Here is a 22,764-nt window from a genome sequence, read left to right on the forward strand (position 1 = left end):
GGACCCTGTGGGAGAGTAGGACGCCGCCGAACAAATTGTGAGAGAACCCCCGTACCGGGGATACCGGTACGGGGGTTTTCTGCGTTGTACAGAAATCGTTTCCGCTCCGGACGGGCCGGCACTACCGTGACCGGCATGAACCATGTGATCCGGTCGATTCGTGCCGACGAGTGGCGGGCCGTGAAGGAGCTCCGGCTCGACGCGCTCCAGGACCCCGACGCTCCCATCGCCTTCCTGGAGACGTACGAGGACGCCGCCGCGCGGCCCGACTCGTTCTGGCAGGAGCGGGCCGCCGGTGCCGCCGAAGGCACCAAGGAGCGGCAGCAGTTCGTCGCCGAAGGGCCGGACGGGGAGTGGGCCGGCTCCGTGACCGTACTGGTCGAGCAGGCCGGGGCGCAGGATCCCTTCGGAGGCGTGGTCGAGCAGGCGCAGGGACACGTGGTCGGGGTGTACGTACGGTCCGGACGACGGGGGAACGGGCTGATCGGGGCGCTTCTCGAAGCGGCTCTGGAGTGGTCCTGGGGGCTCGGCCTGGAGCGGGTGCGGCTGTTCGTCCACGAGCGCAACTCCCGTGCGGCCGCCGCCTACCGCAAGGCGGGATTCGTGCCGACGGGCATGACGACGTCCATGCCGGGGGACAGCGGCGAGCTGGAGCTGGAGTTCGCCATCGAGCGTGCCTGAGGACGCCGGCGCGAAGGGATACCGAAACGCAGGGAGCGGAAGCGAAGGGGGCGCGGCCCGGCGGTCCTCAGACCGGCAGGTCGTACTGCGGCCAGCGGGAACGGCTCTGTTCCTGACTGCGCAGCAGGGCCAGCGTGGGCAGTCCCCGGTCCGCTCCGCCGGTGAGCAGCTCCGGGAGCTGGGGGAGCGGGGCGACCGCCGCCACGTCGTCCAGGACGAGGGTGAGTGGTGGGTCGAGGCGACCGGAGGATGACCGTTCGGCCATGCGCCGGCCACGCTCGACCACGCTTGAGGCGAGGGCCGTCAGGAGCGGCATCGCGCCGGGGTTCGCCTTCGGGTCCTCGATGGGTTCACCGACCACATAAAGCGTGCCCCCTTCGTTGACGAAGGAATCCAAGGTGAGTGCATCAGTTCGGTTGGGAGTGCAGGCCTCCCGGACGTTGACCGTGAAGAGCGACGAGAGGGCGCGGGCGGTCAACTCGTGGGCGATGTCCCTGCGTTCCGGATGCGAGGTGAGTGCCGCCTCCAGCTCACCCGCCGAGCCGGCGGCTGCCTTCGGGTTCGTGCGGAGGGCGCGTACGGCGTCCTGGACCTGGTTGCCCTGGGCCCAGCGGTGGACGTGGCGGAAGGCGCTGCCCTCCACCGCGGCCGCGTGCAGATAGCTCCGCAGCAGCGTCTCCGCCACATCGGCCATCGCCTGGTCCACCTTGGCGCCGGGGCGTACGGGGGCGAGGAGGGCGGCGGCCCGTGCCGTGGCCGTGGCCCTGTCCTGGCAGCCGGCGAGGGGGGACCAGTGGAGGCGGGCCGGGGTGTCGCACAGGTGTGTCGGATCGTAGAGGAGGACCGGGCCGAGCTTGGCCCGGGCGTCCTTGGTCTCCGACCAGACGGCCGGGCTGGACGTGACGACCAGGACCGGGCCCTCCGCGTCGCGCACCGCCTGGACGGCGAGGGGATGGCGGGTGTCCGGGGGGCCGAGGACGACGGGACCGCGCTGCGGGGGGACCACCGGGGTCAGGGGTGTCTGCCAGGCCGGTGGCCGGGCTGCCGCCGATGGGGAGTTCTCCGGTTCGTCCGCCCGGGCGGTCTGTTCCAGGGCCGTCGTCGGTGCGGCCGGAGCCGTCTCCCGGGCGTCCGCCCGCTGGGCCCGCTCCCGTGGCTCCGCCGCGGCCGCCGTGGACCCTTTCCGTCCGGCGCGGCCGGGTCTTCCCGCTTTCCAGCGGGCCACCGTGCCCATGACGAAGACCGTGAGGACCAGCAGCACCATCAACTGGCCGATGAACAGGCCCCAGAACAGGCCGTAGCCGGAGAGCTGGCCCCCGGGGGTGTCCGGCCAGGCGCCGGGGATGTCGTGCGGGCGGCCGATCAGATGGCGCATGGCCAGGGGCGTACGGCCGAAGGTGACCCCGTCCGGCCAGACGCCGTGGGTGAACAGCCCGGCCAGTCCCGTGGCCGTCCACACCATCAGGGTCATTCCGAGGAGGAAGGCGAGGATCCCGACCAACAGCCCGTCGGGAATGCCTCCGTCGCCCTCCGGGCGGTGGGCGCGCTCGTCCCGTCTCATCTCACGCCGCCGTTCTCGCGTCTGGTGCCGGCGTCGTACGTACGCCGTCTCCCGGCACCGGTCGTGCCGTCGTTCATGCCACCGTGGACTCGGACGAGCCGTCGAGGTCGTTCAGGTGCTGCTCCATGAAGGCCGCCGCCCGTTCCTCGGCCTCCAGTTCCGCGGCGCGCAGGGCGTCGTGGGCGAGGTGGTCCTCGGAGGACTCGGTCATCGCACGGTCGGTGAAGACGAGCGGCCGTTCCGTCTCGGTGATCAGGTGCTTGACCACCTGGACGTTGCCGTTGACGTCCCAGACCGCGATGCCGGGTGTGAGGCTCGGGATGATCTCGACCGCCCACCGCGGCAGTCCGAGGACCCGGCCCGTCATCCGGGCCTCGTCCGCCTTCTGGGCGTAGATGGTCCGGGTCGAGGCCATCTTCAGGATCGCCGCGGCCTCCTTGGCGGCGGCTCCGTCCACCACGTCGGACAGGTGGTGGACCACCGCCACGAAGGACAGGCCCAGCCGTCGCCCGAACTTCAGCAGACGCTGGAAGAGCTGGGCGACGAAGGGGCTGTTGATGATGTGCCAGGCCTCTTCGACGAGGAAGATGCGCTTCTTCCGGTCGGGCCGGATCCACGTGTGCTCCAGCCACACACCCACGATGGCCATCAGGATGGGCATCGCGATCGAGTTGCGGTCGATGTGGGACAGGTCGAAGACGATGAGCGGGGCGTCCAGGTCGATGCCGACCGTCGTCGGGCCGTCGAACATGCCGCGCAGGTCACCGTCGACGAGCCGGTCCAGGACCAGGGCGACGTCGAGGCCCCAGGCCCGTACGTCGTCTATGGCGACGTTCATCGCCTCGGCCGACTCCGGCTCGGGGTGGCGCAGTTGCTCGACGATGTCGGTGAGCACCGGCTGGCGCTCGACGATCGTCTCGTTCACGTAGGCGTGCGCGACCTTCAGGGCGAAGCCGGACCGCTCGTCGAGGCTGTGGCCCATGGCGACCTCGATGATCGTCCGGAGCAGCGCGAGCTGCCCGGTCGTGGTGATCGCCGGGTCGAGCGGGTTGAGCCGGATGCCCATGTCCAGGGCGGCCGTCGGGTCGAGGCGGATGGGGGTTATGCCCAGCTCCTCCGCGATGAGGTTCCACTCGCCGACGCCGTCCTCGCCCTGGGCGTCGAGCACCACGACCTGCCGGTCGCGGAACCGCAGCTGGCGCATGACGTAGGTCTTCTCCAGCGCCGACTTGCCGTTGCCGGACTCGCCGAGCACCAGCCAGTGCGGGGCCGGCAGCTGCTGGCCGTACAGCTGGAAGGGGTCGTAGATGTAGCCCTTGCCGGAGTACACCTCGCGCCCGATGATCACGCCGGAGTCGCCGAGGCCCGGTGCGGCGGTCGGCAGGTAGACCGCCTGGGCCTGGCCCGTCGACGTACGCACCGGGAGGCGGGTCGTCTCGACCTTGCCGAAGAGGAAGGACGTGAAGGCGTCCGTGAGGACGGAGAGCGGATCCCGCATCAGTGCATCAGCCCCTACCTGCGGATTCCGGTGGCGAACGGCAGTGTGTTCACAAAGGCGCGGTGGTGCTCGCGGTCGCACCACTCCAGCTTCAGGTACGACTTGCCGGCCGAGGCGCGGATCGTCCGCTTGTCGCGGGCGAGTGCCTCGGGGGTGCGGGAGGAGACCGTGATGTAGCCGACGAGGTTCACGCCGGCGGCACCGCTCGCGAGGTCCTCGCCGCGCTGGTCGAGCCGGTTGTGGGAGGCGATGTCGCGCGGGTCCACGGTCCGGTTCATCTTGGCGGCGCGGCTGGCCTCGGCCTCGTCGTTCGTCTTCTCGGTCAGCATCCGCTCGATGGCGACCTCGGTGGGTTCGAGGTCCATCGTCACGGCGACGGTCCGGATGACGTCCGGGGTGTGGACCAGCAGCGGGGCGAGGAAGTTGACGCCGACGGGGGTCATCGGCCACTCCTTCACCCAGGCCGTGGCGTGGCACCAGGGGGCGCGGGTGGAGGACTCGCGGGTCTTCGCCTGGAGGTACGTCGGCTCCATCGCGTCCAGTTCGGCCGGCCAGGCGTTGCGCTTCGTCATCGCCTGGATGTGGTCGATCGGGTGGTCCGGGTCGTACATGGAGTGCACGAGTGAGGCGAGGCGGCCCTGGCCGAGCGGCTGCCGTACGCGGATGTCGGCCTCCTGGAGCCGGGAGCAGATGTCCGTCAGCTCGCGGGCCATGACGACGGCGAGCCCGGCGTCCCGGTCGAGCTTGCGTCCGCCGTGCGGCCGGACCGCGCGCGCCATGGCCTGGGCCTCTGCGGCGAGCTCGCGGGAGTAGTGCATGCAGGCCACGAGGTACGCGCGGTGCTGCTCGCTGCTCGTGGACACCATCGACTGCAGTTGGTCGTACGACTGCTGGAGCCAGCCGGGGGCCCGGTCGTCGCCGCGGGTGGCGACGTCCTTGGCGTGGGCGTCCGGGTCGGCGGGGAGGGTACGGGCGAGCATCTGGATCCTGGTGACGAAGCCGTCGCCGTTCGCGACGTGCTTCAGCAGGGTCCCGAAGCGGTCGACGAGGGCCTCCTGGTCCTCGCTGTCCCGCAGGCCGACGCCCGGGCCCTCGATCTCGATCGCGGCCGTCACCGTACGCCGGTCGGCGTGCAGGAGTACGGCGATCTCGTCCGGTCCGAAGGGGGCCGCCAGCCAGTTGATCCGGCCGATGCCCGGCGGCGGGCCGATCTCGATCTCGCGCCCGTCGATCCGCGTGCCGGCCTCCATGACGTTGGACCGGTAGGCGGTCCCGCGGCGGAGCGAGCGCTTGTAGCTGCGGTTGATCTCGAACCACTTGTAGAACGTCCGCCGCTTGTACGGGACGTACACCGCGGCGAGCGCCAGCAGCGGGAAGCCCATCAGGAGCACGATGCGCAGGGAGAGGACGGGAACGAGGAGCCCGCACATCATGCCCAGGAACGCGCCCACGATGATGAGCGCGATCTCGCCCGACTCGCGGTTCCGGCCGACGATCGCGTTCGGCCGGGCGCGGCCGATCAGATATGTACGGCGGGGCGTGACCGGATGGGACATGTGGGACTCGGTCGTCAACGCCCTTCACCTCCCGTGCGGTTGGTACTGCTGTTGCGGGTGTTGCCTGCGTGCGGGGTGTTGGCCGGGCTGGTACGCGGCGGGGGTGCGGCGGAGGGGACAGATCCGCCGCCTCCCGCGGGCGTACGCGTGCTGTGGGCGGCCACACCGCCGCTCGCGGGGTTGGCTGGCCGGGGCGTGGACGACTGGCCGCCGCCTCCGCCGTGGTCGGCTCGGGTGCTGTGGGTCTTGATGCCCTGGGCGACGAGGGTGGCGGGCGAGCTCATCACGGCCGCGGCCTTGCCCTCGGCGCCCTGCATGATGCGGTTGTTGCGGGAGTTCGCGATCTCGTCGCCGAAGCCGGGCACGAAGCGGTAGATCATGCCGCTGGCGAAGATGGCCAGCAGGATGATCGCGAGTCCGGACACGATCGCGGCGATCGAGTCGGGGCCGCCGTCGGAGGCGAGGGCCCCGGCGAGGCCGAGGACGATCACGATCACCGGCTTGACGAGGATGACCGCGATCATCACGCCCGCCCAGCGGCGGACGTGGCCCCAGAGGTTCTTGTCGACGAGGCCCGCGTAGACGACGACGCCGAGGAGGGCGCCGACGTACAGCAGGACGGCCCTGAGGTACAGCTCCAGGTAGAGGACGCCGGCGGCGACGATGGAGACCAGCGACACCAGCATCAGCATGATGGGGCCGCCGCCGATGTCGTCGCCCTTGTCCAGGGCCTCGGAGAACGTGCCGAAGAACGCGTCGGTCTGGTTGCCGGTCGTCTTCGCGAGGACGTCGCTGACGCCGTCCGTCGCCGAGACGACGGTGTAGAGGATCAGCGGGGTGAAGGCCGACGCGAGCACCGTCAGCCAGAGGAAGCCGACCGCCTCCGACAGGGCGGTGGTGAGCGGGACGCCCCGCACCGCCCGCTTCGCGACCGCCAGCAGCCACAGCAGCAGGGTCAGGATCGTCGACGCCGCGAACACGACGGCGTACTGCTGGAGGAACTTGGGGTTCGTGTAGTCGACGTTCGCCGTCTCCTTCACGGCCTCCGACAGCTTGTCGACGGTCCAGGAGGCGGCGTCGGCGCAGCCCTTCGCCAGGGACGAGAGGGGGTCGAGGGTGGCGGTGAGGTCGTTGGACCCACCACCGGTGGATCCCTTGTCGCTCTCGCCGCGCTCGCAGTACTGCTTGGCGGGGCCCGCAATCAGAGAGCAGGGGTCGTCGGAGGGCTTGGGCGTGGGAGCTGCGTAGGCGTTCGACGCCAGAAGTACGGCCGTGGCTTGCGCCGCCGACAAGATGCCGGTGAGCTTGAGCGTGCGGTGCGAGCTACCGGGCATACGTGAACCCTCCGAACTCCTCGACCGCCTTGCCGATCTCGTCGGCTCCGGAGACGGGATTGTCTCCGTTGACCGGCGTCGGGCCGGTCTTCTGACTGGTTTCCAGGACTTTCCAGTCGCCGTTCCAGTTGAGCTTCATGGTCACGGTGAACCAGCTGCTGGTCACGGGCTTGGTCGAGCTTTCGCCGGCAAGGCCGAAGAGGCTGTTGCACCAGACCTCGACGGTGGCGGCTGTGTCGCTGGAGGACGTGACCTTGGTGCCTACGGGCAGCGTGCGGTAGACGAACGTGTTGCCTGCGGGCGCCGTGCCGTTCTCCGTGAGGCCGATCTTCTTGAACAGCTCCGGTGAGTAGTCCGCATCGAAGCCGGACTGCAGTCGGTCCACTGCGGAGGGGGCTGCGATGGCCTGCACGATCTCGTGCCGCTTGGCCGCGGTGAACATGCCGTCGGAACCCAGCGCGACCGCGTAGTTCGCCCCGGCGCTCTGTGCGCCCAGCTCGCTGTGGCTGTACCCCGACGGGATGTCACCCGTCTTCGACCGCACCGGGCGTTCCCCCGACGCGGCCGTCGCCGCCGCGTCGGGCTTGTCGCCGTCCGCGCCGGACGACGCGTCGTCCTCGCCGCGGTTCGCGAAGGCGATCGCCGCGATGAGGAGGACGACGACACCGACGACGGTGATCAGGCTGCGGGACGAGGACCGGCCCCGCCGGGCACCGCCGTAGACGTCACCGCCCCGGTCCGGCAGCCGCGTCCGGGTCTGCCCGGACCCGCCGTACCCGCCGTCGTCACCGCGCGAGGTCTCACCGTAACCATGATCGTCACCGAGACTCATGCCGCGCACGCCCCCTCGACCTCGTACCGAAACGCCTCGTACCGAAACGCGTAGCAGTACGACGGTAGCCGTGCTGGTTCCCGCGCGGGCGCGGTGTGGTGACTGGACATCAGGGAAACGCAACCTCAGCCGGTGGGCACGACGGACGGGTGGGTCGGAGGGGCACCGGGCGCGCCCGGCCGGGCCTAGACGGCCATGCCGTACACGATGGTGAAGAGCGTGCCGAGGGAGCCGATGATGAAGACCCCGGTCAGGCCCGCGATGATGAGGCCCTTGCCCTGTTCGGCGCTGAAGGTGTCGCGCAGTGCCGTCGCACCGATCCGCTGCTTGGCGGCACCCCAGATGGCGATGCCGAGGCACAGCAGGATGGCGACCGCCATCACGACCTCGATCATCACCTTCGCCTCGTTGCCCAGGCTGCCGAAGGGCCCCCAGTCCGGAGCGATCCCGCCGATGATCGTGGTGATGTCGCCCTTTTCGGCTGCGAAAAGCATGTAAGTCACCGCCCCTTGTGGGTAGTTCTCCACCCCCTGCCGCTGCGCAGAGGTCAGCTCATTCTCGCCGACAAAGACGCTGTCGTATGTCGACTTGACGTCATTGGTTGGCGGGTTTCGTACGAATCCCTCGCCTCCGCCCCGCGGGGCACCCTCTCGGGAGCGCGGGACGGAAGACAAGGGGTCGTATGGTCACTCTGTGTATCACGGCAGGTCACGCCGGGCAATGAAGGCGAACCGGAACCTGTCGTGTGGTTCTGTCGTTAACCCCTTTTACGCCTCGGGGCCCTCCCGGGCGGTCCGCGGCGCGGACGGAACCCGCCCGTCGCGTTCCGGGCGGCGCCTGTCCGATACAGAGGTTATCTCCGGACGGGGAGACCGACGACAGCGGGAGCGGACCCTCTTGACGACGTCTCAGGCGACGGCGTCCGCCAGGACCTTGGCCGTGGCCGCGACCAGGGCGTCGTCGGGGGTGGCGTCCTGGGCGGGCTTGGTGGTGAGGACGGCGAGGACGACGGGGACGCCCTCCGGGGTCCACGCGATGCCCACGTCGTTGGCGGTGCCGTGGGAGCCGGTGCCCGTCTTGTCGGCGATCGACCAGTCGTCGGGCAGGCCCTCGTGGAAGCGCTTGGCGCTGGTGGTGTTGCCGAGGAGCCAGGCGGTCAGGCGGGTGCGGTCGTCGTCGTCCAGGGCGTTGCCCAGGGTGAGGCGGGCGTAGGTGCGGGCGATCGCCGCCGGGGTCGTCGTGTCCTGTCTGCGCCACGGTTCCGCCGTGTTCAGGTCCGGCTCGCTGCGGTCCAGCCGGGTCTTCGGGTCCCCGACCGAGCGGCAGAAGCGGGTGACCGCGGTGGGTCCGCCGAGCTCCCGCAGGAGCAGGTTGGCCGCCAGGTTGTCGCTGTAGCGGATCGCCGCGTCGCACAGCTCGGCGATGGTCATGCCGGCGGCCACGTTCTCCGGCTTGACCGTGATCGATCCGCCTCCGGCGGCCACCACGTCGGCGGCCGTGTAGTGCAGGCGCCTGGCGAGCGTCTCGCCGTCGCGGTCGAGGTCCCGCAGGACGGCGGCGACCGCCAGTGTCTTGAACACCGAGCACATGGGGAAGCGCTCCCCGGCCCGGTGCCGCGCTGTCGTCCCCGTGGCCAGGTTGTGCGCGAAGGCGCCCACCCTGGCGCCGTGACGTTTCTCCAGCTCCCGCAGGCGGGCCTGCGGGTCCCGGGTGCGGGGGCCGGCGTGCGCCGGGGCCGCCGGGAGTGCGAGGGCCGCCGCGGAGGCGGCGGCTGTCGTGAGCAGTGTGCGGCGGGTTGACGTCGATCCTAAGATTGCTCGTCCTCCTGTACCTGTGCGAAGTGGTCGAACTCGCCCGCTCGTACGCCCCGTACGAAGGCGTCCCACTTCTCCTGAGTGGTAGTGACGACGGTCGTGGGGTCACCGGTTTCACTGAGGCGTACGAGGTCGCCGTCCCCGGGGGCCGCCGCGATCCCCGCGTTCACGGGAGTGCCGGGGGCTTTCAGGGCCCGCAGGAGGGTGCGGAAGCTGCCGGGGGTCGTGGTGAGTATCGCGCCGGCGGGATCGCCGCTCTCGGTGAGATGGATCGTTCCGGCGGCGGGGTCGGCGGCTACGTGGACGCAGGAGTTGCCTTGAGCGCAGTAGGACGACCGCTGCCAGTTGAGCGTGGACATCGTGATTCCCTCACAGGTCCTGGACGACTTTGTGGATGAAGTCTCGCGACTGCGCGGGGGCCAACGCCGTGGCTTCCATACGGTCGAGCAGGACGCGGTACTTGTCGAGCTGGGCCTCGGAGTCGAGGAACGCGGGACCGTGCGACTGGTCGAGGTTCACGGTGTCCAACTGCGGCACAGGGCCCTTGGAGTAGTAGATCGACTGGCCCGAACCGGGGAAGGTCCCGGCGTCGAAGGGGATCACGTGGACGGTGATGTGCGGCCGTTCGCTCATGTCCAGGAGGTGCTTCAGCTGTACGCGGGTCACGGAGGGGCCGCCGAACTTCATGCGGAGCGCGGCCTCGTGGATGATCGCCTGATGCGGGGGCGGAGTGTCCCGATAGAGGACGGCCTGCCGTTTCACGCGGAATGACACCCGGTGCTCGATGTCGGGGGGTGACATCTCGGGTACGTCTTGGCGGAAGATCTCGCGAGCGTAGTCGGTGGTCTGGAACAGGCCGGGGATGTGCACCGTGACGGCTGTGCGCAGCATCGTGGCGTGGTGCTCGACCTCAGCCAGGTCCAGGAGCACGGCAGGCAGGATCTCCCGGTACTCCTCCCACCAGCCCCGCCCGCGTTCGGTGGTCATCTCACTGAGGGCTTGGACGAGGGCCCTGTCCGAGCAGTCGTAGTGGCAGGCGAGGATCCGGACACGCTCGGCGCTCACGCCCACGCGTCCGGCCTCCATGTTGCTCACCTGGGCCTGCTTGATTCCCATGAGTTGACCCGCCTCGGTCGAGGTCAGGCCCGCGCGCTCACGGAGTTTGCGCAGTTCCGTGCCGAAACGGAGCTGACGACCCGTCGGGTTGGTCCTCACGGCTTTGATGCCTCCTGGTACCGCTGTTCACTCACAAGAGTGGCAGTGAAGGTGGTAAATGCCATTCGGTAAACACCTTCACTCGCGACCGCTACTTTGGTTTCTGGGCCCCTCACCCAGAAGCACCCCGCTCGACGGAGCGGCCACGGTCACTGGGCAACGTAGCCAAACCACCCAACTCCCCTCCGAACCGGGAGACTTCCGATGGCAACCGTATCTCCGTCGTGGGACTACACCCTGCACCTCCCGCACGATCCCCGTGCCCCCGGCATCGCCCGCGCCACCCTGCGCACCGTGCTGGCCGCCCACGGGCTCACCGAGCTGACGCCGACCGCCGAGCTGCTGGCCGCCGAACTGCTCACCAACGCGCACCTGCACACCAGCGGCCCGTACGCGCTGCGGGTGCGGTCGGCCGAGCCGGACCGCCTGGTGGTCGCGGTGTGGGACAGCGATCCGCGGGTCCCGGCCGGCTTCCGGACGGGCGCTCCCGGCGGTCCGCCGCCGGGGGACGCGGAGAACGGCCGGGGCCTGCATCTCGTGCGGGCCTGCGCGGACGCGTGGGGCGTGTCCGTGCTGCGGGAGCTGGGGGCCTCGAAGGGCGGGAAGCTGCTGTGGGCGGAGTGCGCACGGTCCGGCGTGTCAGGGGCGTGAGCGCCTCGTGGGCCTTACTGAGGTCGTACAGGCCTTTGTACACCGGGTCCCGGAGATTTTTCCGGGGCCGTGGGCCACAGTGGATGGGTGAAGCGGCGCAGCACTCGTTCCGGGAGCCCACGGCGGCACGTTCTGTCCGCCGTGGTCCTGCTGCTGACCGCCACCACGTCCTCGGTGGCGGCCGCGGACGACGGTGCCGGGCGGCTCGGGACGACCGAGGAGGCCGCGGCGGGGCTGCCGGGCGACCGGGTGGGCGCCGTATTCGACGGCACGGGCGAGCTGGAGGGCGGTCACTTCTGCACGGCCTCCGTGGTGCACAGCGAGGGACGGAACCTGATCGTCACGGCCGCGCACTGCCTGGACGGCGGCGGCCCGTTCCGGTTCGCGCCCGGCTACCGGGACGGCCGGACGCCGTACGGCGTCTGGGAGGTCGGGAAGACGTACGTCACCGACGCCTGGAAGCGGGACCGGGACGAGGACGGCGACCTGGCGTTCGCCGTCGTGGGCGACAAGACGGGACGGGCCGTCGAGGACGTGGTCGGCGGCAACCCCCTGGCCACCGGGCGGAGCACCGGGGCGACCCCCGTGACGGTCCGCGGATATCCCAGGTCCCGCGAGGTGCCGATCACGTGCACGAACAGGCCGACGGCCCACAGCGCCACCCAGCAGCGCATCGAGTGCCCGGACTTCACGGGTGGCACGAGCGGCAGCCCCTGGGTGAACGGCGAGGGGCAGGTCGTCGGCGTGATCGGCGGCCACGAGGAGGGCGGCGACACGGCGGACGTCTCGTACAGCGTCGTTCTGGGCCCGGAGGCGGCGGCGCTCTACCGCAGGGCGACCACCGACCCGTGACCCGCGCAGGGGAGCCGGCCGACCTGCGGTCGGCGACCACCGACCCGTGACCCGCGCGGGGGAAGTCGGAGCCGGCCGACCTGCGGCCGGCGGTGCCGGTGCCGTGTTTGGCGCGTAACAGTCTTGTGTGGCCGACGGGTTGCCACCGGCCCGAGCCGGGAGCCCCGGCCGCCCCGCCACGTGCGAGTTCCTCTGGTGCGTGATCATCCCGCGGCGGCGGGACCACCTCTACACTGACGTCGGCGGACTCCTGTGCGGTGAGGGGCGGTTGACGGTGCGTAAGGCGTTGATCCTGGCGACCGCTGCCGTCGGGGCCGGACTGAGCATGGTGATGCTGCTCGTCGTCGGTGTGTACCTGGTCGCCGGGAACCTCGCCGGCGGAGCGGGCGCGGGCTCGGTGGGGCTTGCCAAGGGCGCCGTGCCAGCCGCGTACCAGTCCCTAGTGAGGAAGTGGGGCAACCTGTGCGACGCGATCAATCCCGCCTTGCTGGCTGCCCAGTTGTACCAGGAGAGCGGCTTCAATCCGCGGGCCAAGAGTCCGGCGGCGGCCCAGGGGATAGCGCAGTTCATCCCCGGCACCTGGGCCACGCACGGCCTCGACGGCGACGGGGACGGGGACCGGGACGTCTGGGACCCGAAGGACGCGATTCCGTCGGCGGCGTCGTACGACTGCAAGCTCGCCTCGTACGTGAAGGACGCCCCGGGGAACCCGACCGAGAACATGCTCGCCGCGTACAACGCGGGCGCGTACGCGGTCATCAAATACGGAGGCGTGCCGCCGTACAAGGAAACCCAGAACTACGTGAAGACGATCACCACCCTGGAGAAGAGCTTCGCTGCCCCGGTGGCTCGGGTGGATCCGTCGAAGCAGGCCGCCGGGGCCATCTACTACGCGCAGAAGAAGCTCGGCACCCCGTATCTCTGGGGTGGCAACGGCACCGCCGACCAGGGCGGACGGTTCGACTGCTCCGGGCTGACCAAGGCCGCGTACGAGAGCGTGGGCATCACCCTGCCGCGGGTCGCCAACGACCAGTACAACGCCGGGCCGCATCCCAGCCGTGAGGAGCTGCTGCCGGGGGACCTGGTCTTCTTCTCGGACGACCTGACCAATTCGCGGACCATCCGGCACGTGGGGATCTACGTGGGTGGCGGGTACATGATCGACGCGCCGCGGACGGGGGCGGTGATCCGCTTCGACCCCGTCGACACCCCCGATTACTTCGGAGCGACCCGGGTGACCGAAGATGGCGCGAAAGCACTCCCCACGGCGGTCTGAAACCCGTCGGAAACCACCCCCTGAGCTGCGGCGATGGATCTCTCTTCGATAACGTCTGCGTGATCATTCGGTGGAGGGTGGAACGTAGTGGAGGGGACTGTGCGTTCCTGTTGAGGTGACGCGTGTCCAGCAAGCGGATCGCGGTTTCACGGGGGTGGCACCGAGCGGCGCACGAATGTGTGCGGTCGCGGAAGAAGACGACGAAGGGGCCTCAGCACCATGGCTGGACTCGCCGATTCCGGTTCCAACCCCGACGTCAGCCTGCTCTACGACATCAATGGCCTGGCCAAGGACGCCCCGCACTGGTTCGACCGCGGCATGGAGTTCGTGGGCGAGTACGGGCTGCTCCTCGCCATGGTGCTGCTCGTGCTGTGGTGCTGGTGGGGTGTGCGGCGGCGCGGCGGGGAGAACGCCGCCCCGTCGGTGGCCGCGCTGCTCTGGGCCCCGCTGGCGGCGGGTATCGCCGTCCTGGTGAACGTGCCGATAAGGGGTTTCGTGGAGCGCCCGCGGCCCTTCGTCGACCACCGGGGACTCGACGTCCTGGTCGACGGCAAGAACGACTTCTCCTTCGTCAGCGACCACGCCACCCTGACGATGGCGATGGGCGTCGGGCTCTTCGTCGCGAACCGGAAGTTCGGCCTCGCCGGCATCGGGCTCGCGCTCCTCGAAGGCTTCTGCCGGGTCTACATGGGTGTGCACTACCCGACGGACGTCGTCGGCGGATTCGCGCTCGGCACGGCGGTCGCCCTGCTGCTCTCGCCGCTCGCCATGGCGCTGCTGACGCCCCTCGTCCGGGCGGTGGAGCGGTCCCCGCGGGCCGGGCGGCTGGTCCGCGCCCGTGGAGCGGGGCCCGCCGAGCGGGACGCCCTCGTCCCCGGGACATCGCTGACGGAGCGCCCCGAGGACCGGGATCTGGCGGCCTGACGCCCACTTCGGTGGACGCGGGGGGCCCGGGCCCCGGGAGCCCTAGAGGGCCTGCGGGAAGCTGAAGAAGCGGTCCGGGTCGTACTGCTTCTTCAGCGCCGTGAGGCGGGTGGCCGCGTCGCCGTAGTAGGCCTTGCGCCAGTTCGTCAGGGTCGGGTCGGTGTAGTTCTGATAGGCGGCGCCCGAGGCATGCGGGCCCATCGCCCGGTGGGCGGTGTCCAGCCAGGCCTGCGCCGTGCCACCGGAGGTGCCCGCCCGCCACGAGGCGATGTACTGGGCCAGCATCCGTGAGCGGCGGTGGACGAAGGCCGTCGCGGTGGGCGCGACGCGGTTCACCGCACCGCCGAGCGCGGTGAGCGCGATGCTGCCGGAGCCGCCGCGCACCCCCGACATCTGGTGGAGCAGGGTCTGGATCCCGGCCGAGGGGATCGACCGGTCGAAGAAGTCCGAGCGGGCCGCATAGGTCTCGCGGCCCAGGGCGCCCCGGGGGGCGCGGCCCGGCGTCGTGCCCGGGAGGTGGCACTGGGCGTCGTCGGCGAACGCCGAACAGCCTGCGTACACCTCCATCGAGTCCTCGTACGAGCGCCGCTTGAGCGAGACGCTGCGGGCGGGGGCGCCGATCCGGTCGGCCAGCCGGTCCACGGCGTTCTGCAGTTCTCCGTACGTGCCCAGGGAGAACGCGGAGACGGAGACCGTCGGGGTGCCGCCCGGCGCGTTCCCGAGGTGGCAGGAGGACCAGATCTCGTCCGGCTGGTCGGGCCCCCACTCCTGCCAGGCCTTCACCACGGCGGCGGCCCTGGACCACGGCCAGGACATGTACGCCGTCACGCTCTGCGGCGCCGGGTGGGTCCTGAAGCGCAGTTCGGTGACGACGCCGAAGTTGCCGTTGCCCGCGCCGCGCAGGGCCCAGAAGAGGTCCTTGTGCTCCGTGGCGCTCACGGTGAGCCGCTTGCCCGCGGCCGTGATCAGCGTCGCACCGGTGAGGCTGTCGCAGGTCAGACCGTAGGCGCGGGAGACGACGCCGTGACCGCCGCCGAGGGTCAGGCCCGAGATGCCGACGGTCGGGCAGGAGCCGGCGGGGACGGTGACGCCCTTCGCGGCGAGCGCGCGGTACACGTCGATCAGCTTGGCGCCGGCGCCGACGACGGCCTCGCCGGACGAGACGCGGATCCGGCTCAGCTTCGAGACGTCGAGGACGAGCCGGCCGTTGCCGGAGGACCAGCCGGCGTAGGAGTGGCCGCCGTTGCGTATCGAGACCTTGATGTGGTGGACGCGGGCGTAGGAGAGGGCGGTGCGGATGTCGTCGGCGTGGGCCGCGTAGGCGACTGCGGCGGGCTTCAGGGAGTCGAAGCGGGTGTTGTAGAGCTGGTGGGCGGCCGGCCAGGAGCCGTCGCCCGGGCGTATCAGGGTGCCGTCCAGGTCCTTGGACAGGGCGGTCCAGTCGGCGGCGGGGGCGGCTGCGGCGTGGGTGGCCGGGGTCGTGGTCCCGCCGGGGGCGGGGGTGTCCTTCGCCGGGCTGCCGCTCGGGGTGCCGTCGTCGCCGCTGCATGCGGTGGTCGTCGTCGCCGCCAGTGCGGCGGTGGCTCCGCCTATGAATGTGCGCCGGTGCATGTTGCCCCTCCCGTTGGCTCCCTGGGGACGAGACGGGGTGGCGGGGCCGGGGGTTCCATGCGGGGACGTACGGGCGCCGGTGAGGGGGTGCTTTTCGCCCCCTCCGCCCCTTCCCGTCCCGTTCGGGGGCTGCGCCCCCGGACCCCCATCGCGCCGCGCGCTCGTCCTCAAGCGCCGGACGGGCTGAGACGGCTCGGCCCGGTGCTAGGCGGGACCCTCCGCGTGCGTCGTCGCGTCCGTCCTCGCCAGGCTGCGGGCTCTTCTTGCCGGGCCGCGCCAGCCGCAGGTGCAGCGGGCCAGGCAGAAGCGGCCTTGTTCGACCGTCGTCGTGCGGTGTTCCCGGGGAGCGTCCACGTCGTTCTGCTGCGCCACGCCGACAACGTTACCCAAGGCAAGTGAACGGCCGGAGTACGCGTGACGGGGACTGGCACCGGTCGTTAAGCGGGGCAGGGGCCCGTGACGGATGGACCGGCTTGGGGGTAGGCAGGCGATGGTGGAGCGGGAGCACAGGCGGACCGGACCGGCGGTCGCCGTCGTCGCCGCGCTCGGGGTCGCGGTCTGCGGGACGGGATGTTCGGGCGGCGGAGCGGTCGCGGAGGACGGGCGTACCGGCGCCGAGGCCGTGCGGGTGCTCCAGCGGTCGGCCGGTGCGCTGGTGCGGGCGGGCAGTTCCAAGGCGCGTACGTCGATGGAGATGGCGACCGGCGGTACCCGCGTCACCATCCGCGGCGAGGGGGTGTACGACTTCGAGGGACGGCTGGGGCGGCTGAAGGTGATGCTGCCTCAGGACCCGGCGGGCACGGCCGAACACCGTCCCATCACCGAACTCCTCGCCCCCGGAGCCCTGTTCATGAAGAACCGCGGTGCCGGGGTGCCCGCCGACAAGTGGGTGCGTGTCGACACGGCAGGGCTCTCCGACGGGAATCTGGTGACCGGCGGCGCGACCGACCCGTTCGCCGCGGCCGAGCTGCTGCGCGGGACGCGCACGGCCTCGTACGTCGGCCGGACCGAGGTCGCCGGGACACCGGTCCGGCACTACCGCGGCACCGCCGATCTCGGCGTCGCCGCCGCGAGCGCCTCCGACGGGCACCGGCAGGCGCTGAAGGCCGCCGCGAAAGGGTTCGCCACGGTCAAGGTGCCCTTCGACGCCTACCTGGACGACCAGGGACGCATCCGCAAGGTCCGGCACCGGTTCAGCTTCGTCAACGGCCCGCGGAAGGACGCGGTCGCCGTCGCCTCGACGACTCTGCTCTACGACTTCGGGGTCCCCGTGGACGTGACGCTGCCGGGGTCCGCAGACATCTTCGCCGGCCGGATCGCCGAGCCGTAGGGCATCGTGGCGGGAGGGGACAGGCCGGAATGTGCGGGGCCGGAAATGGTCCGTTGGTGCCATGCGCGTTGTGTAGGCCGCTCCCTACTCTAGGAAGTCGGTGACGGCAGAAAGAGGTGATGCACGTGGCTCCGGGCGGCGGTACGGCAGTTCAGGACCACGTGGCCCTCGCCGAGATCGAGCTGTGCGGAGAGCTGATCATCGCCGCGTCGGCCGCCGACGAGGACCGGCTCAGCCTCGAGAGCATCGACGAGGTGCTGAAGGTCGCCGAGGAGCGCTCGCGCGGCCGGGACGCGCGCGCCCAGGCCTGACGCCCGCCGGAGCCCGTGCGGTCAGGTGCGCAGCAGGCGGCCGATGGCCTTGGTGGCCTCCTCGACCTTCGCGTCGACCTCGGCGCCGCCCTTGACGGCCGCGTCCGCGACGCAGTGGCGCAGGTGCTCCTCCAGGAGCTGGAGCGCGAAGGACTGCAGGGCCTTGGTCGAGGCGGAGACCTGGGTGAGTATGTCGATGCAGTAGACATCCTCGTCGACCATGCGCTGCAGGCCGCGGATCTGTCCCTCGATGCGGCGCAGGCGCTTGAGGTGCTCGTCCTTCTGCTTGTGGTACCCGTGCACACCCCGGTCGTGGTCCGTGACGGTCTCCTGCGGCTGGCCGGAGGGCGCCGTCGCGCCGGCCTCGGTGGTCGTCATCGCGTCCTCCTGGTGTTCCGGAGGCAAACCTGTCTGGTTCGCCGCTTACATATACCCCTGGTGGGTATATGGTATCGAACTTCACCGGGTATGTGGCCCTTGCCCGGCGCCGGGACCGGGACCCCGTGCGGAGCACTGTGCCCGATGGGCGACACTGGGGGACGGCCGGTTAGCCGTGGCCGGATGATGCGCCTAGCATCAGCCTGACCGAAACAAAAGGACCCCGAGGACCCCACGTGCGCTTTCGTCTGACCCCCAGGGAGACGAGCTTCTACGACATGTTCGCCGCATCCGCGGACAACATCGTCACGGGCTCGAAGCTCCTCATGGAACTGCTCGGGGCGGACTCCTCCGCCCGGGCCGAGATCGCAGAGCGTATGCGGGCCGCGGAACACGCCGGTGACGACGCCACGCACGCGATCTTCCACCAGCTGAACTCCTCGTTCATCACGCCGTTCGACCGCGAGGACATCTACAACCTCGCCTCGTCCCTCGACGACATCATGGACTTCATGGAGGAGGCCGTCGACCTGGTCGTGCTGTACCAGGTCGAGGAGCTCCCCAAGGGAGTGGAGCAGCAGATCGAGGTACTGGCCCGCGCGGCGGAACTGACCGCCGAGGCCATGCCGCACCTGCGGACCATGGACAACCTGACCGAGTACTGGATCGAGGTCAACCGCCTCGAGAACCAGGCCGACCAGATCCACCGCAAGCTGCTCGCCCACCTCTTCAACGGCAAGTACGAGGCCATCGAGGTGCTGAAGCTCAAGCAGATCGTGGATGTGCTGGAGGAAGCGGCGGACGCGTTCGAGCACGTGGCGAACACGGTGGAGACCATCGCCGTCAAGGAGTCCTGACCCCTTCATGGACACCTTTGCACTGATCGTGACCATCGGGGTCGCGCTCGGATTCACGTACACGAACGGCTTCCACGACTCGGCGAACGCCATCGCCACGTCGGTGTCGACGCGGGCGCTGACCCCGCGGGCGGCGCTCGCCATGGCCGCGGTGATGAACCTCGCGGGTGCGTTCCTCGGCAGCGGGGTCGCCAAGACGGTCAGTGAGGGGCTGATCCAGACGCCCGAGGGCTCGAAGGGGATGGGCATCCTCTTCGCGGCACTCGTCGGTGCGATCACCTGGAACCTGATCACCTGGTACTTCGGCCTGCCGTCGTCGTCCTCGCACGCCCTCTTCGGCGGCATGGTCGGCGCGGCGCTGGCCGGCGGTACGGCGGTCTACTGGCACGGCGTGCTCGACAAGGTCATCATCCCGATGTTCGTGTCGCCGGTGGTCGGTCTCATCGCGGGTTACCTGGTGATGACCGCGATCATGTGGCTGTTCCGGCGGTCCAACCCGCACAAGGCCAAGCGCGGCTTCCGGATCGCGCAGACCGTGTCGGCGGCCGGTATGGCGCTCGGCCACGGCCTCCAGGACGCGCAGAAGACGATGGGCATCGTGGTGATGGCGCTGGTCATCGCCGATGTGCAGGGTCCGGGCGACCCGATCCCGGTCTGGGTGAAGATCGTCTGTGCGGCGATGCTGTCGCTGGGCACCTACGCCGGTGGCTGGCGCATCATGCGGACGCTCGGACGGAAGATCATCGAGCTCGATCCGCCGCAGGGCTTCGCCGCGGAGACGACCGGTGCGTCGATCATGTTCGCGACGGCCTACCTCTTCAAGGCGCCGATCTCGACGACGCACGTCATCACGTCCGCGATCATGGGCGTGGGCGCGACGAAGCGGGTGAACGCCGTGCGCTGGGGTGTCGCCAAGAACATCATCCTGGGGTGGTTCATCACGATGCCGGCGGCTGCCGTCGTGGCCGCGGTGAGCTTCTGGATCGTGAACGTGGCGGTGCTGTAGCGGGTTCCGCTCCCGCGCGGCCTCCGTCGCGCCGGACCGGCCGGGGACCACAGCAAGCGGGCCCTTCCCCGACTCGGGGAAGGGCCCGCTTTCTGTGTCCTCGCGGTGGCACCGCCATGCAGCACCGCGAGGGGCTGGGGGGTGCGGCCTAGCCGAAGCGGCCGGAGATGTAGTCCTCGGTGGCCTGGACGGAGGGGTTGGAGAAGATCCGCTCCGTGTCGTCTATCTCGACGAGCTTGCCGGGTCGGCCGACCGCGGCCAGGTTGAAGAAGGCGGTGCGGTCGGAGACGCGGGCGGCCTGCTGCATGTTGTGCGTCACGATGACGATCGTGAACCGCTCCTTCAGCTCCCCGATCAGGTCCTCGATGGCGAGGGTGGAGATCGGGTCGAGGGCCGAGCAGGGCTCGTCCATGAGGAGGACCTGGGGCTCGACCGCGATGGCGCGGGCGATGCACAGGCGCTGCTGCTGACCTCCGGAGAGGCCCGAGCCGGGCTTGTTGAGGCGGTCCTTGACCTCGTTCCAGAGGTTGGCGCCCCGGAGGGACTTCTCGACCACGTCGTTCAGTTCGGACTTCTTGTAGGAACCGTTCAGGCGCAGGCCGGCCGCCACGTTGTCGAAGATCGACATCGTGGGGAAGGGGTTGGGGCGCTGGAAGACCATGCCGACCGTGCGGCGTACGGCCACCGGGTCGATGCCCTGCCCGTAGAGGTCCTCGTCGTCCAGGAGGACCTTGCCCTCGACCCGGCCGCCGGGGGTGACCTCGTGCATGCGGTTCAGGGTGCGCAGGAAGGTCGACTTGCCGCAGCCGGAGGGGCCGATGAAGGCCGTCACCGAGCGCGGCTCGACCGTCATCGAGATGTCTTCGATCGCCTTGTGGGCGCCGTAGTAAGCGGTCAGACCGCTCACGTCGATTCGCTTGGCCATGTGGATCACTGCTTCTTTCACGGGATTCGGGTCGCTGATGGCCGCGTCAGCGGCCCGTCTTCGGGGCCTTCCAGCGGGCGATGCCGCGGGCCGCGAGGTTCAGGATCATGACGAAGGCGATGAGGGCGAGTGCCGCCGCCCAGGCCCGGTCGTAGGCGGCGCCGGAGCCGGCGCTGTTCGCGTACTGCTGGTAGATGTACAGCGGCAGCGAGGCCTGCGGGTCCTTGAAGGGGTTGCTGTTGATGAACCCGGTACCCCACACGAGCAGCAGTACGGGCGCGGTCTCGCCCGTGATGCGCGCCACCGCGAGCATCACACCGGTGATGATGCCGCCGATGGAGGTGGGCAGGACCACCTTGATGATGGTGCGCCACTTCGGCACGCCCAGCGCGAGGGAGGCCTCGCGCAGCTCGTTCGGGACGAGCTTGAGCATCTCCTCCGTGGAGCGGACCACCACGGGCATCATCAGGATGGCCAGGGCGAGCGAACCGGCGAAACCGGAGTAGCCCATGTCCAGGATCAGGATCCAGAAGCTGAGGACGAAGAGGCCGGCGACGATCGACGGGATGCCCGTCATGACGTCGACGAAGAAGGTGACGGCCCTGGCGAGCCCGCCCCGCCCGTACTCGACCAGGTAGATCGCGGTGAGGACACCGACCGGCACGGCGATCAGGGTGGCGATGCCGACCTGCTCCAGGGTGCCGAGGATGGCGTGGTAGATACCGCCGCCGGGCTCGGTGTCGGCGACCACGCCCATGGAGTGGGTCAGGAAGTAGACGTCGAAGACCTTGATGCCGCGCTTGGCGGTCTCCCAGATCAGGGAGGCCAGCGGGATGACGGCGATCAGGAAGCAGACCCAGACGAGGCTGGTGGCGACGCGGTCCTTGGCCTGGCGGCGGCCCTCGACGCGGGCCGCGATGGCGTAGGTGCCGAGGACGAACAGGAGGGCGGCGATCAGGCCCCACTGGACGCGGCTGTCGAGGCCGCCGGCCAGGCCGATGCCCACCGCGAGGGCGACGGAGCCCGCGGCGATCCCCCAGGGGGACCACTTCGGCAGGCGTGCGCCGCGCAGGGTGCTCGGGCGCTTGTCGGTGACGGGTGCGTGGCTCATGCGTTGGCCCCCGAGTACTCCTTGCGGCGGTTGATGATCATGCGCGCCGCGCCGTTGACCACCAGCGTGATGACGAACAGGACGAGACCGGAGGCGATCAGCGCGTCCTGCCCCAGTTCGGTCGCCTCGCTGAACTTGCTGGCGATGTTCTGGGCGAAGGTGCCGCCGCCCGGGTCGAGCAGGCTGGCGTTGATGTCGAAGGTCGGGGAGAGCACCGTGGCGACGGCCATCGTCTCGCCGAGCGCGCGGCCGAGGCCGAGCATCGAGGCGGAGATCACACCGGAGCGGCCGAAGGGCAGCACCGACATGCGGATGACCTCCCAGCGCGTGGCGCCGAGGGCCAGCGCGGCCTCCTCGTGCATTCGCGGGACCTGGCGGAAGACCTCGCGGCTCACGTTGGTGATGATCGGCAGGATCATGATCGCGAGCAGGATGCCGACGGTGAGCATGGAGCGCGGGGCGCCGCCCTGCCACTCGAAGATGCCGGTCCAGCCGAAGTAGTGGTCGAGCCAGCCGAAGAGGCCGTTCATGTGCGGTACGAGGACGAGGGCGCCCCAGAGGCCGTACACGATGGACGGGACGGCGGCGAGCAGGTCGATCACGTACGCGATGGTGCCGCCGAGCTTGCGCGGCGCGTAGTGCGTGATGAACAGCGCGATGCCCACCGCGACCGGGACCGCGAGGGCCATGGCGATGATCGCCGAGACGACCGTGCCGAAGGCCAGCACCGCGATGCCGAAGACCGGCGGGGTGAGGTTGGTGTTCCACTCGAAGGTGGTGAAGAAGTTGCCGTGGTCCTCACTGATCGCGAGGGTCGCACGGTAGGTGAGGAAGGCCGCGATGGCGGCCATGATCACCAGGAGGAAGATGCCGGACCCGCGGGAGAGACCGAGGAAGATCCGGTCTCCGGGGCGGGTGGCGCCGCGGGCGGCGTTCTTCCGCTCGGCCGCGGAACGTTGGGGGGCAGGGGGCGGCGCCTCTGCGGTACGTGTCGATATGTCCATCAGGATTCTCCGGTCTGCGGAGCCGGATCGGGTGGCG

At 70.2% G+C, this 22,764-nt stretch carries 24 protein-coding genes; 9 read left to right on the top strand and 15 right to left on the bottom strand.

What is annotated here, in order from left to right:
- Positions 1-135 precede the first annotated feature (135 nt).
- Entirely contained in the window at positions 136-681 is a 546-nt protein-coding gene (locus tag ACZ4NT_RS29690) for a GNAT family N-acetyltransferase (RefSeq protein ID WP_467728352.1), read from the top strand.
- Positions 682-748: 67 nt separating this feature from the next.
- Here the strand turns inward: ACZ4NT_RS29690 and ACZ4NT_RS29695 are convergent, their stop codons facing one another.
- From ACZ4NT_RS29695 to ACZ4NT_RS29735, 9 genes are all read right to left on the bottom strand, one after another.
- Positions 749-2,242, bottom strand: a complete 1,494-nt coding sequence (locus ACZ4NT_RS29695) for a type IV secretory system conjugative DNA transfer family protein (RefSeq protein WP_467728353.1) — start codon at positions 2,240-2,242, stop codon at positions 749-751.
- A gap of 73 nt (positions 2,243-2,315) precedes the next feature.
- The gene (locus ACZ4NT_RS29700) at positions 2,316-3,740 is read right to left on the bottom strand and encodes an ATP-binding protein (RefSeq protein WP_121402112.1); all 1,425 of its coding nucleotides are present in this window, start codon (positions 3,738-3,740) and stop codon (positions 2,316-2,318) included.
- Between the two features lie 14 nt (positions 3,741-3,754).
- Positions 3,755-5,296, bottom strand: a complete 1,542-nt coding sequence (locus tag ACZ4NT_RS29705) for an SCO6880 family protein (RefSeq protein WP_121404647.1) — start codon at positions 5,294-5,296, stop codon at positions 3,755-3,757.
- A gap of 14 nt (positions 5,297-5,310) precedes the next feature.
- Entirely contained in the window at positions 5,311-6,630 is a 1,320-nt protein-coding gene (locus ACZ4NT_RS29710) for a hypothetical protein (RefSeq protein ID WP_467728354.1), read from the bottom strand.
- The gene (locus tag ACZ4NT_RS29715) at positions 6,620-7,462 is read right to left on the bottom strand and encodes a hypothetical protein (RefSeq protein ID WP_467728355.1); all 843 of its coding nucleotides are present in this window, start codon (positions 7,460-7,462) and stop codon (positions 6,620-6,622) included. Before ACZ4NT_RS29715 ends, ACZ4NT_RS29710 begins: the two co-directional genes overlap by 11 nt.
- Before the next feature lie 185 nt (positions 7,463-7,647).
- Positions 7,648-7,956 carry a hypothetical protein gene (locus ACZ4NT_RS29720; protein ID WP_099503752.1) on the bottom strand — a complete coding sequence of 103 codons (309 nt, stop codon included), beginning with the start codon at positions 7,954-7,956 and terminating at the stop codon, positions 7,648-7,650.
- Positions 7,957-8,370: 414 nt separating this feature from the next.
- Positions 8,371-9,276 (bottom strand): class A beta-lactamase, encoded by a 906-nt coding sequence (bla, locus tag ACZ4NT_RS29725; RefSeq protein ID WP_467728415.1) that lies wholly within the window; start codon positions 9,274-9,276, stop codon positions 8,371-8,373.
- On the bottom strand, positions 9,270-9,635 hold the full coding sequence (locus tag ACZ4NT_RS29730) for a DUF397 domain-containing protein (protein WP_467728356.1): 366 nt from the start codon (positions 9,633-9,635) through the stop codon (positions 9,270-9,272). The genes bla and ACZ4NT_RS29730 overlap by 7 nt, the downstream gene beginning before the upstream one ends.
- 10 nt (positions 9,636-9,645) lie before the next feature.
- Positions 9,646-10,491 carry a helix-turn-helix domain-containing protein gene (locus ACZ4NT_RS29735; protein WP_467728357.1) on the bottom strand — a complete coding sequence of 282 codons (846 nt, stop codon included), beginning with the start codon at positions 10,489-10,491 and terminating at the stop codon, positions 9,646-9,648.
- Positions 10,492-10,695: 204 nt separating this feature from the next.
- Here ACZ4NT_RS29735 and ACZ4NT_RS29740 point away from each other — a divergent pair, with 204 nt between their 5' ends.
- The 4 genes from ACZ4NT_RS29740 to ACZ4NT_RS29755 all read left to right on the top strand — a co-directional run bounded on the left by ACZ4NT_RS29740 (position 10,696) and on the right by ACZ4NT_RS29755 (position 14,194).
- Positions 10,696-11,142, top strand: coding sequence for an ATP-binding protein (locus ACZ4NT_RS29740; RefSeq protein WP_121402116.1), 447 nt, complete (start codon positions 10,696-10,698; stop codon positions 11,140-11,142).
- A gap of 87 nt (positions 11,143-11,229) precedes the next feature.
- Complete coding sequence (locus tag ACZ4NT_RS29745) at positions 11,230-11,994, top strand: trypsin-like peptidase domain-containing protein (RefSeq protein WP_121402117.1); 765 nt, start codon at positions 11,230-11,232, stop codon at positions 11,992-11,994.
- A gap of 268 nt (positions 11,995-12,262) precedes the next feature.
- A complete protein-coding gene (locus tag ACZ4NT_RS29750; RefSeq protein ID WP_183116926.1) occupies positions 12,263-13,270 on the top strand; it encodes a bifunctional lytic transglycosylase/C40 family peptidase in 1,008 nt (335 codons plus the stop codon).
- Positions 13,271-13,489: 219 nt separating this feature from the next.
- Complete coding sequence (locus ACZ4NT_RS29755) at positions 13,490-14,194, top strand: phosphatase PAP2 family protein (protein ID WP_467728358.1); 705 nt, start codon at positions 13,490-13,492, stop codon at positions 14,192-14,194.
- Positions 14,195-14,236: 42 nt separating this feature from the next.
- Here ACZ4NT_RS29755 and ACZ4NT_RS29760 read toward each other — a convergent pair whose 3' ends face one another.
- Together ACZ4NT_RS29760 and ACZ4NT_RS29765 are read right to left on the bottom strand one after the other, a co-directional pair.
- A complete protein-coding gene (locus tag ACZ4NT_RS29760) occupies positions 14,237-15,805 on the bottom strand; it encodes an FAD-binding oxidoreductase (protein WP_467728359.1) in 1,569 nt (522 codons plus the stop codon).
- Between the two features lie 204 nt (positions 15,806-16,009).
- A complete protein-coding gene (locus ACZ4NT_RS29765; RefSeq protein WP_183116812.1) occupies positions 16,010-16,177 on the bottom strand; it encodes a hypothetical protein in 168 nt (55 codons plus the stop codon).
- Between the two features lie 121 nt (positions 16,178-16,298).
- Here ACZ4NT_RS29765 and ACZ4NT_RS29770 point away from each other — a divergent pair, with 121 nt between their 5' ends.
- Both ACZ4NT_RS29770 and ACZ4NT_RS29775 read left to right on the top strand, forming a co-directional pair.
- A complete protein-coding gene (locus ACZ4NT_RS29770) occupies positions 16,299-17,135 on the top strand; it encodes an SCO4651 family lipoprotein (protein ID WP_467728416.1) in 837 nt (278 codons plus the stop codon).
- A 119-nt stretch (positions 17,136-17,254) separates the two neighbouring features.
- Positions 17,255-17,446, top strand: coding sequence for a hypothetical protein (locus ACZ4NT_RS29775; RefSeq protein ID WP_121402121.1), 192 nt, complete (start codon positions 17,255-17,257; stop codon positions 17,444-17,446).
- A 21-nt stretch (positions 17,447-17,467) separates the two neighbouring features.
- Here ACZ4NT_RS29775 and ACZ4NT_RS29780 read toward each other — a convergent pair whose 3' ends face one another.
- A complete protein-coding gene (locus ACZ4NT_RS29780) occupies positions 17,468-17,824 on the bottom strand; it encodes a metal-sensitive transcriptional regulator (RefSeq protein WP_121402122.1) in 357 nt (118 codons plus the stop codon).
- A 236-nt stretch (positions 17,825-18,060) separates the two neighbouring features.
- Here ACZ4NT_RS29780 and ACZ4NT_RS29785 point away from each other — a divergent pair, with 236 nt between their 5' ends.
- Entirely contained in the window at positions 18,061-18,681 is a 621-nt protein-coding gene (locus ACZ4NT_RS29785; RefSeq protein WP_121402123.1) for a DUF47 family protein, read from the top strand.
- A 7-nt stretch (positions 18,682-18,688) separates the two neighbouring features.
- The gene (locus ACZ4NT_RS29790) at positions 18,689-19,687 is read left to right on the top strand and encodes an inorganic phosphate transporter (protein ID WP_121402124.1); all 999 of its coding nucleotides are present in this window, start codon (positions 18,689-18,691) and stop codon (positions 19,685-19,687) included.
- A 148-nt stretch (positions 19,688-19,835) separates the two neighbouring features.
- Here ACZ4NT_RS29790 and pstB read toward each other — a convergent pair whose 3' ends face one another.
- Genes pstB through pstC form a run of 3 tightly spaced genes read right to left on the bottom strand, consistent with a single transcriptional unit; the run spans position 19,836 to position 22,727 of the window.
- Positions 19,836-20,612 (bottom strand): phosphate ABC transporter ATP-binding protein PstB, encoded by a 777-nt coding sequence (gene pstB / locus ACZ4NT_RS29795; protein WP_121404651.1) that lies wholly within the window; start codon positions 20,610-20,612, stop codon positions 19,836-19,838.
- Between the two features lie 46 nt (positions 20,613-20,658).
- Positions 20,659-21,723 carry a phosphate ABC transporter permease PstA gene (gene pstA, locus ACZ4NT_RS29800; protein ID WP_467728360.1) on the bottom strand — a complete coding sequence of 355 codons (1,065 nt, stop codon included), beginning with the start codon at positions 21,721-21,723 and terminating at the stop codon, positions 20,659-20,661.
- Entirely contained in the window at positions 21,720-22,727 is a 1,008-nt protein-coding gene (gene pstC / locus ACZ4NT_RS29805) for a phosphate ABC transporter permease subunit PstC (protein ID WP_121402126.1), read from the bottom strand. The genes pstA and pstC overlap by 4 nt, the downstream gene beginning before the upstream one ends.
- Between the last annotated feature and the right edge of the window lie 37 nt (positions 22,728-22,764).

The organism is Streptomyces sp. NPDC026417 (assembly GCF_055567695.1).

What these genes read in the sequence shown, in the direction of transcription:
- ACZ4NT_RS29690 (WP_467728352.1), top strand. Translation starts at nt 136, where the DNA reads ATGAACCATGTGATCCGGTCGATTCGTGCCGACGAGTGGCGGGCCGTG.
- ACZ4NT_RS29695 (WP_467728353.1), bottom strand. Translation starts at nt 2,242, where the DNA reads ATGAGACGGGACGAGCGCGCCCACCGCCCGGAGGGCGACGGAGGCATT.
- ACZ4NT_RS29700 (WP_121402112.1), bottom strand. Translation starts at nt 3,740, where the DNA reads ATGCGGGATCCGCTCTCCGTCCTCACGGACGCCTTCACGTCCTTCCTC.
- ACZ4NT_RS29705 (WP_121404647.1), bottom strand. Translation starts at nt 5,296, where the DNA reads ATGTCCCATCCGGTCACGCCCCGCCGTACATATCTGATCGGCCGCGCC.
- ACZ4NT_RS29710 (WP_467728354.1), bottom strand. Translation starts at nt 6,630, where the DNA reads ATGCCCGGTAGCTCGCACCGCACGCTCAAGCTCACCGGCATCTTGTCG.
- ACZ4NT_RS29715 (WP_467728355.1), bottom strand. Translation starts at nt 7,462, where the DNA reads ATGAGTCTCGGTGACGATCATGGTTACGGTGAGACCTCGCGCGGTGAC.
- ACZ4NT_RS29720 (WP_099503752.1), bottom strand. Translation starts at nt 7,956, where the DNA reads ATGCTTTTCGCAGCCGAAAAGGGCGACATCACCACGATCATCGGCGGG.
- ACZ4NT_RS29730 (WP_467728356.1), bottom strand. Translation starts at nt 9,635, where the DNA reads ATGTCCACGCTCAACTGGCAGCGGTCGTCCTACTGCGCTCAAGGCAAC.
- ACZ4NT_RS29740 (WP_121402116.1), top strand. Translation starts at nt 10,696, where the DNA reads ATGGCAACCGTATCTCCGTCGTGGGACTACACCCTGCACCTCCCGCAC.
- ACZ4NT_RS29755 (WP_467728358.1), top strand. Translation starts at nt 13,490, where the DNA reads ATGGCTGGACTCGCCGATTCCGGTTCCAACCCCGACGTCAGCCTGCTC.
- ACZ4NT_RS29760 (WP_467728359.1), bottom strand. Translation starts at nt 15,805, where the DNA reads ATGCACCGGCGCACATTCATAGGCGGAGCCACCGCCGCACTGGCGGCG.
- ACZ4NT_RS29775 (WP_121402121.1), top strand. Translation starts at nt 17,255, where the DNA reads ATGCACGTGGCTCCGGGCGGCGGTACGGCAGTTCAGGACCACGTGGCC.
- ACZ4NT_RS29780 (WP_121402122.1), bottom strand. Translation starts at nt 17,824, where the DNA reads ATGACGACCACCGAGGCCGGCGCGACGGCGCCCTCCGGCCAGCCGCAG.
- ACZ4NT_RS29790 (WP_121402124.1), top strand. Translation starts at nt 18,689, where the DNA reads ATGGACACCTTTGCACTGATCGTGACCATCGGGGTCGCGCTCGGATTC.
- pstB (WP_121404651.1), bottom strand. Translation starts at nt 20,612, where the DNA reads ATGGCCAAGCGAATCGACGTGAGCGGTCTGACCGCTTACTACGGCGCC.
- pstA (WP_467728360.1), bottom strand. Translation starts at nt 21,723, where the DNA reads ATGAGCCACGCACCCGTCACCGACAAGCGCCCGAGCACCCTGCGCGGC.
- pstC (WP_121402126.1), bottom strand. Translation starts at nt 22,727, where the DNA reads ATGGACATATCGACACGTACCGCAGAGGCGCCGCCCCCTGCCCCCCAA.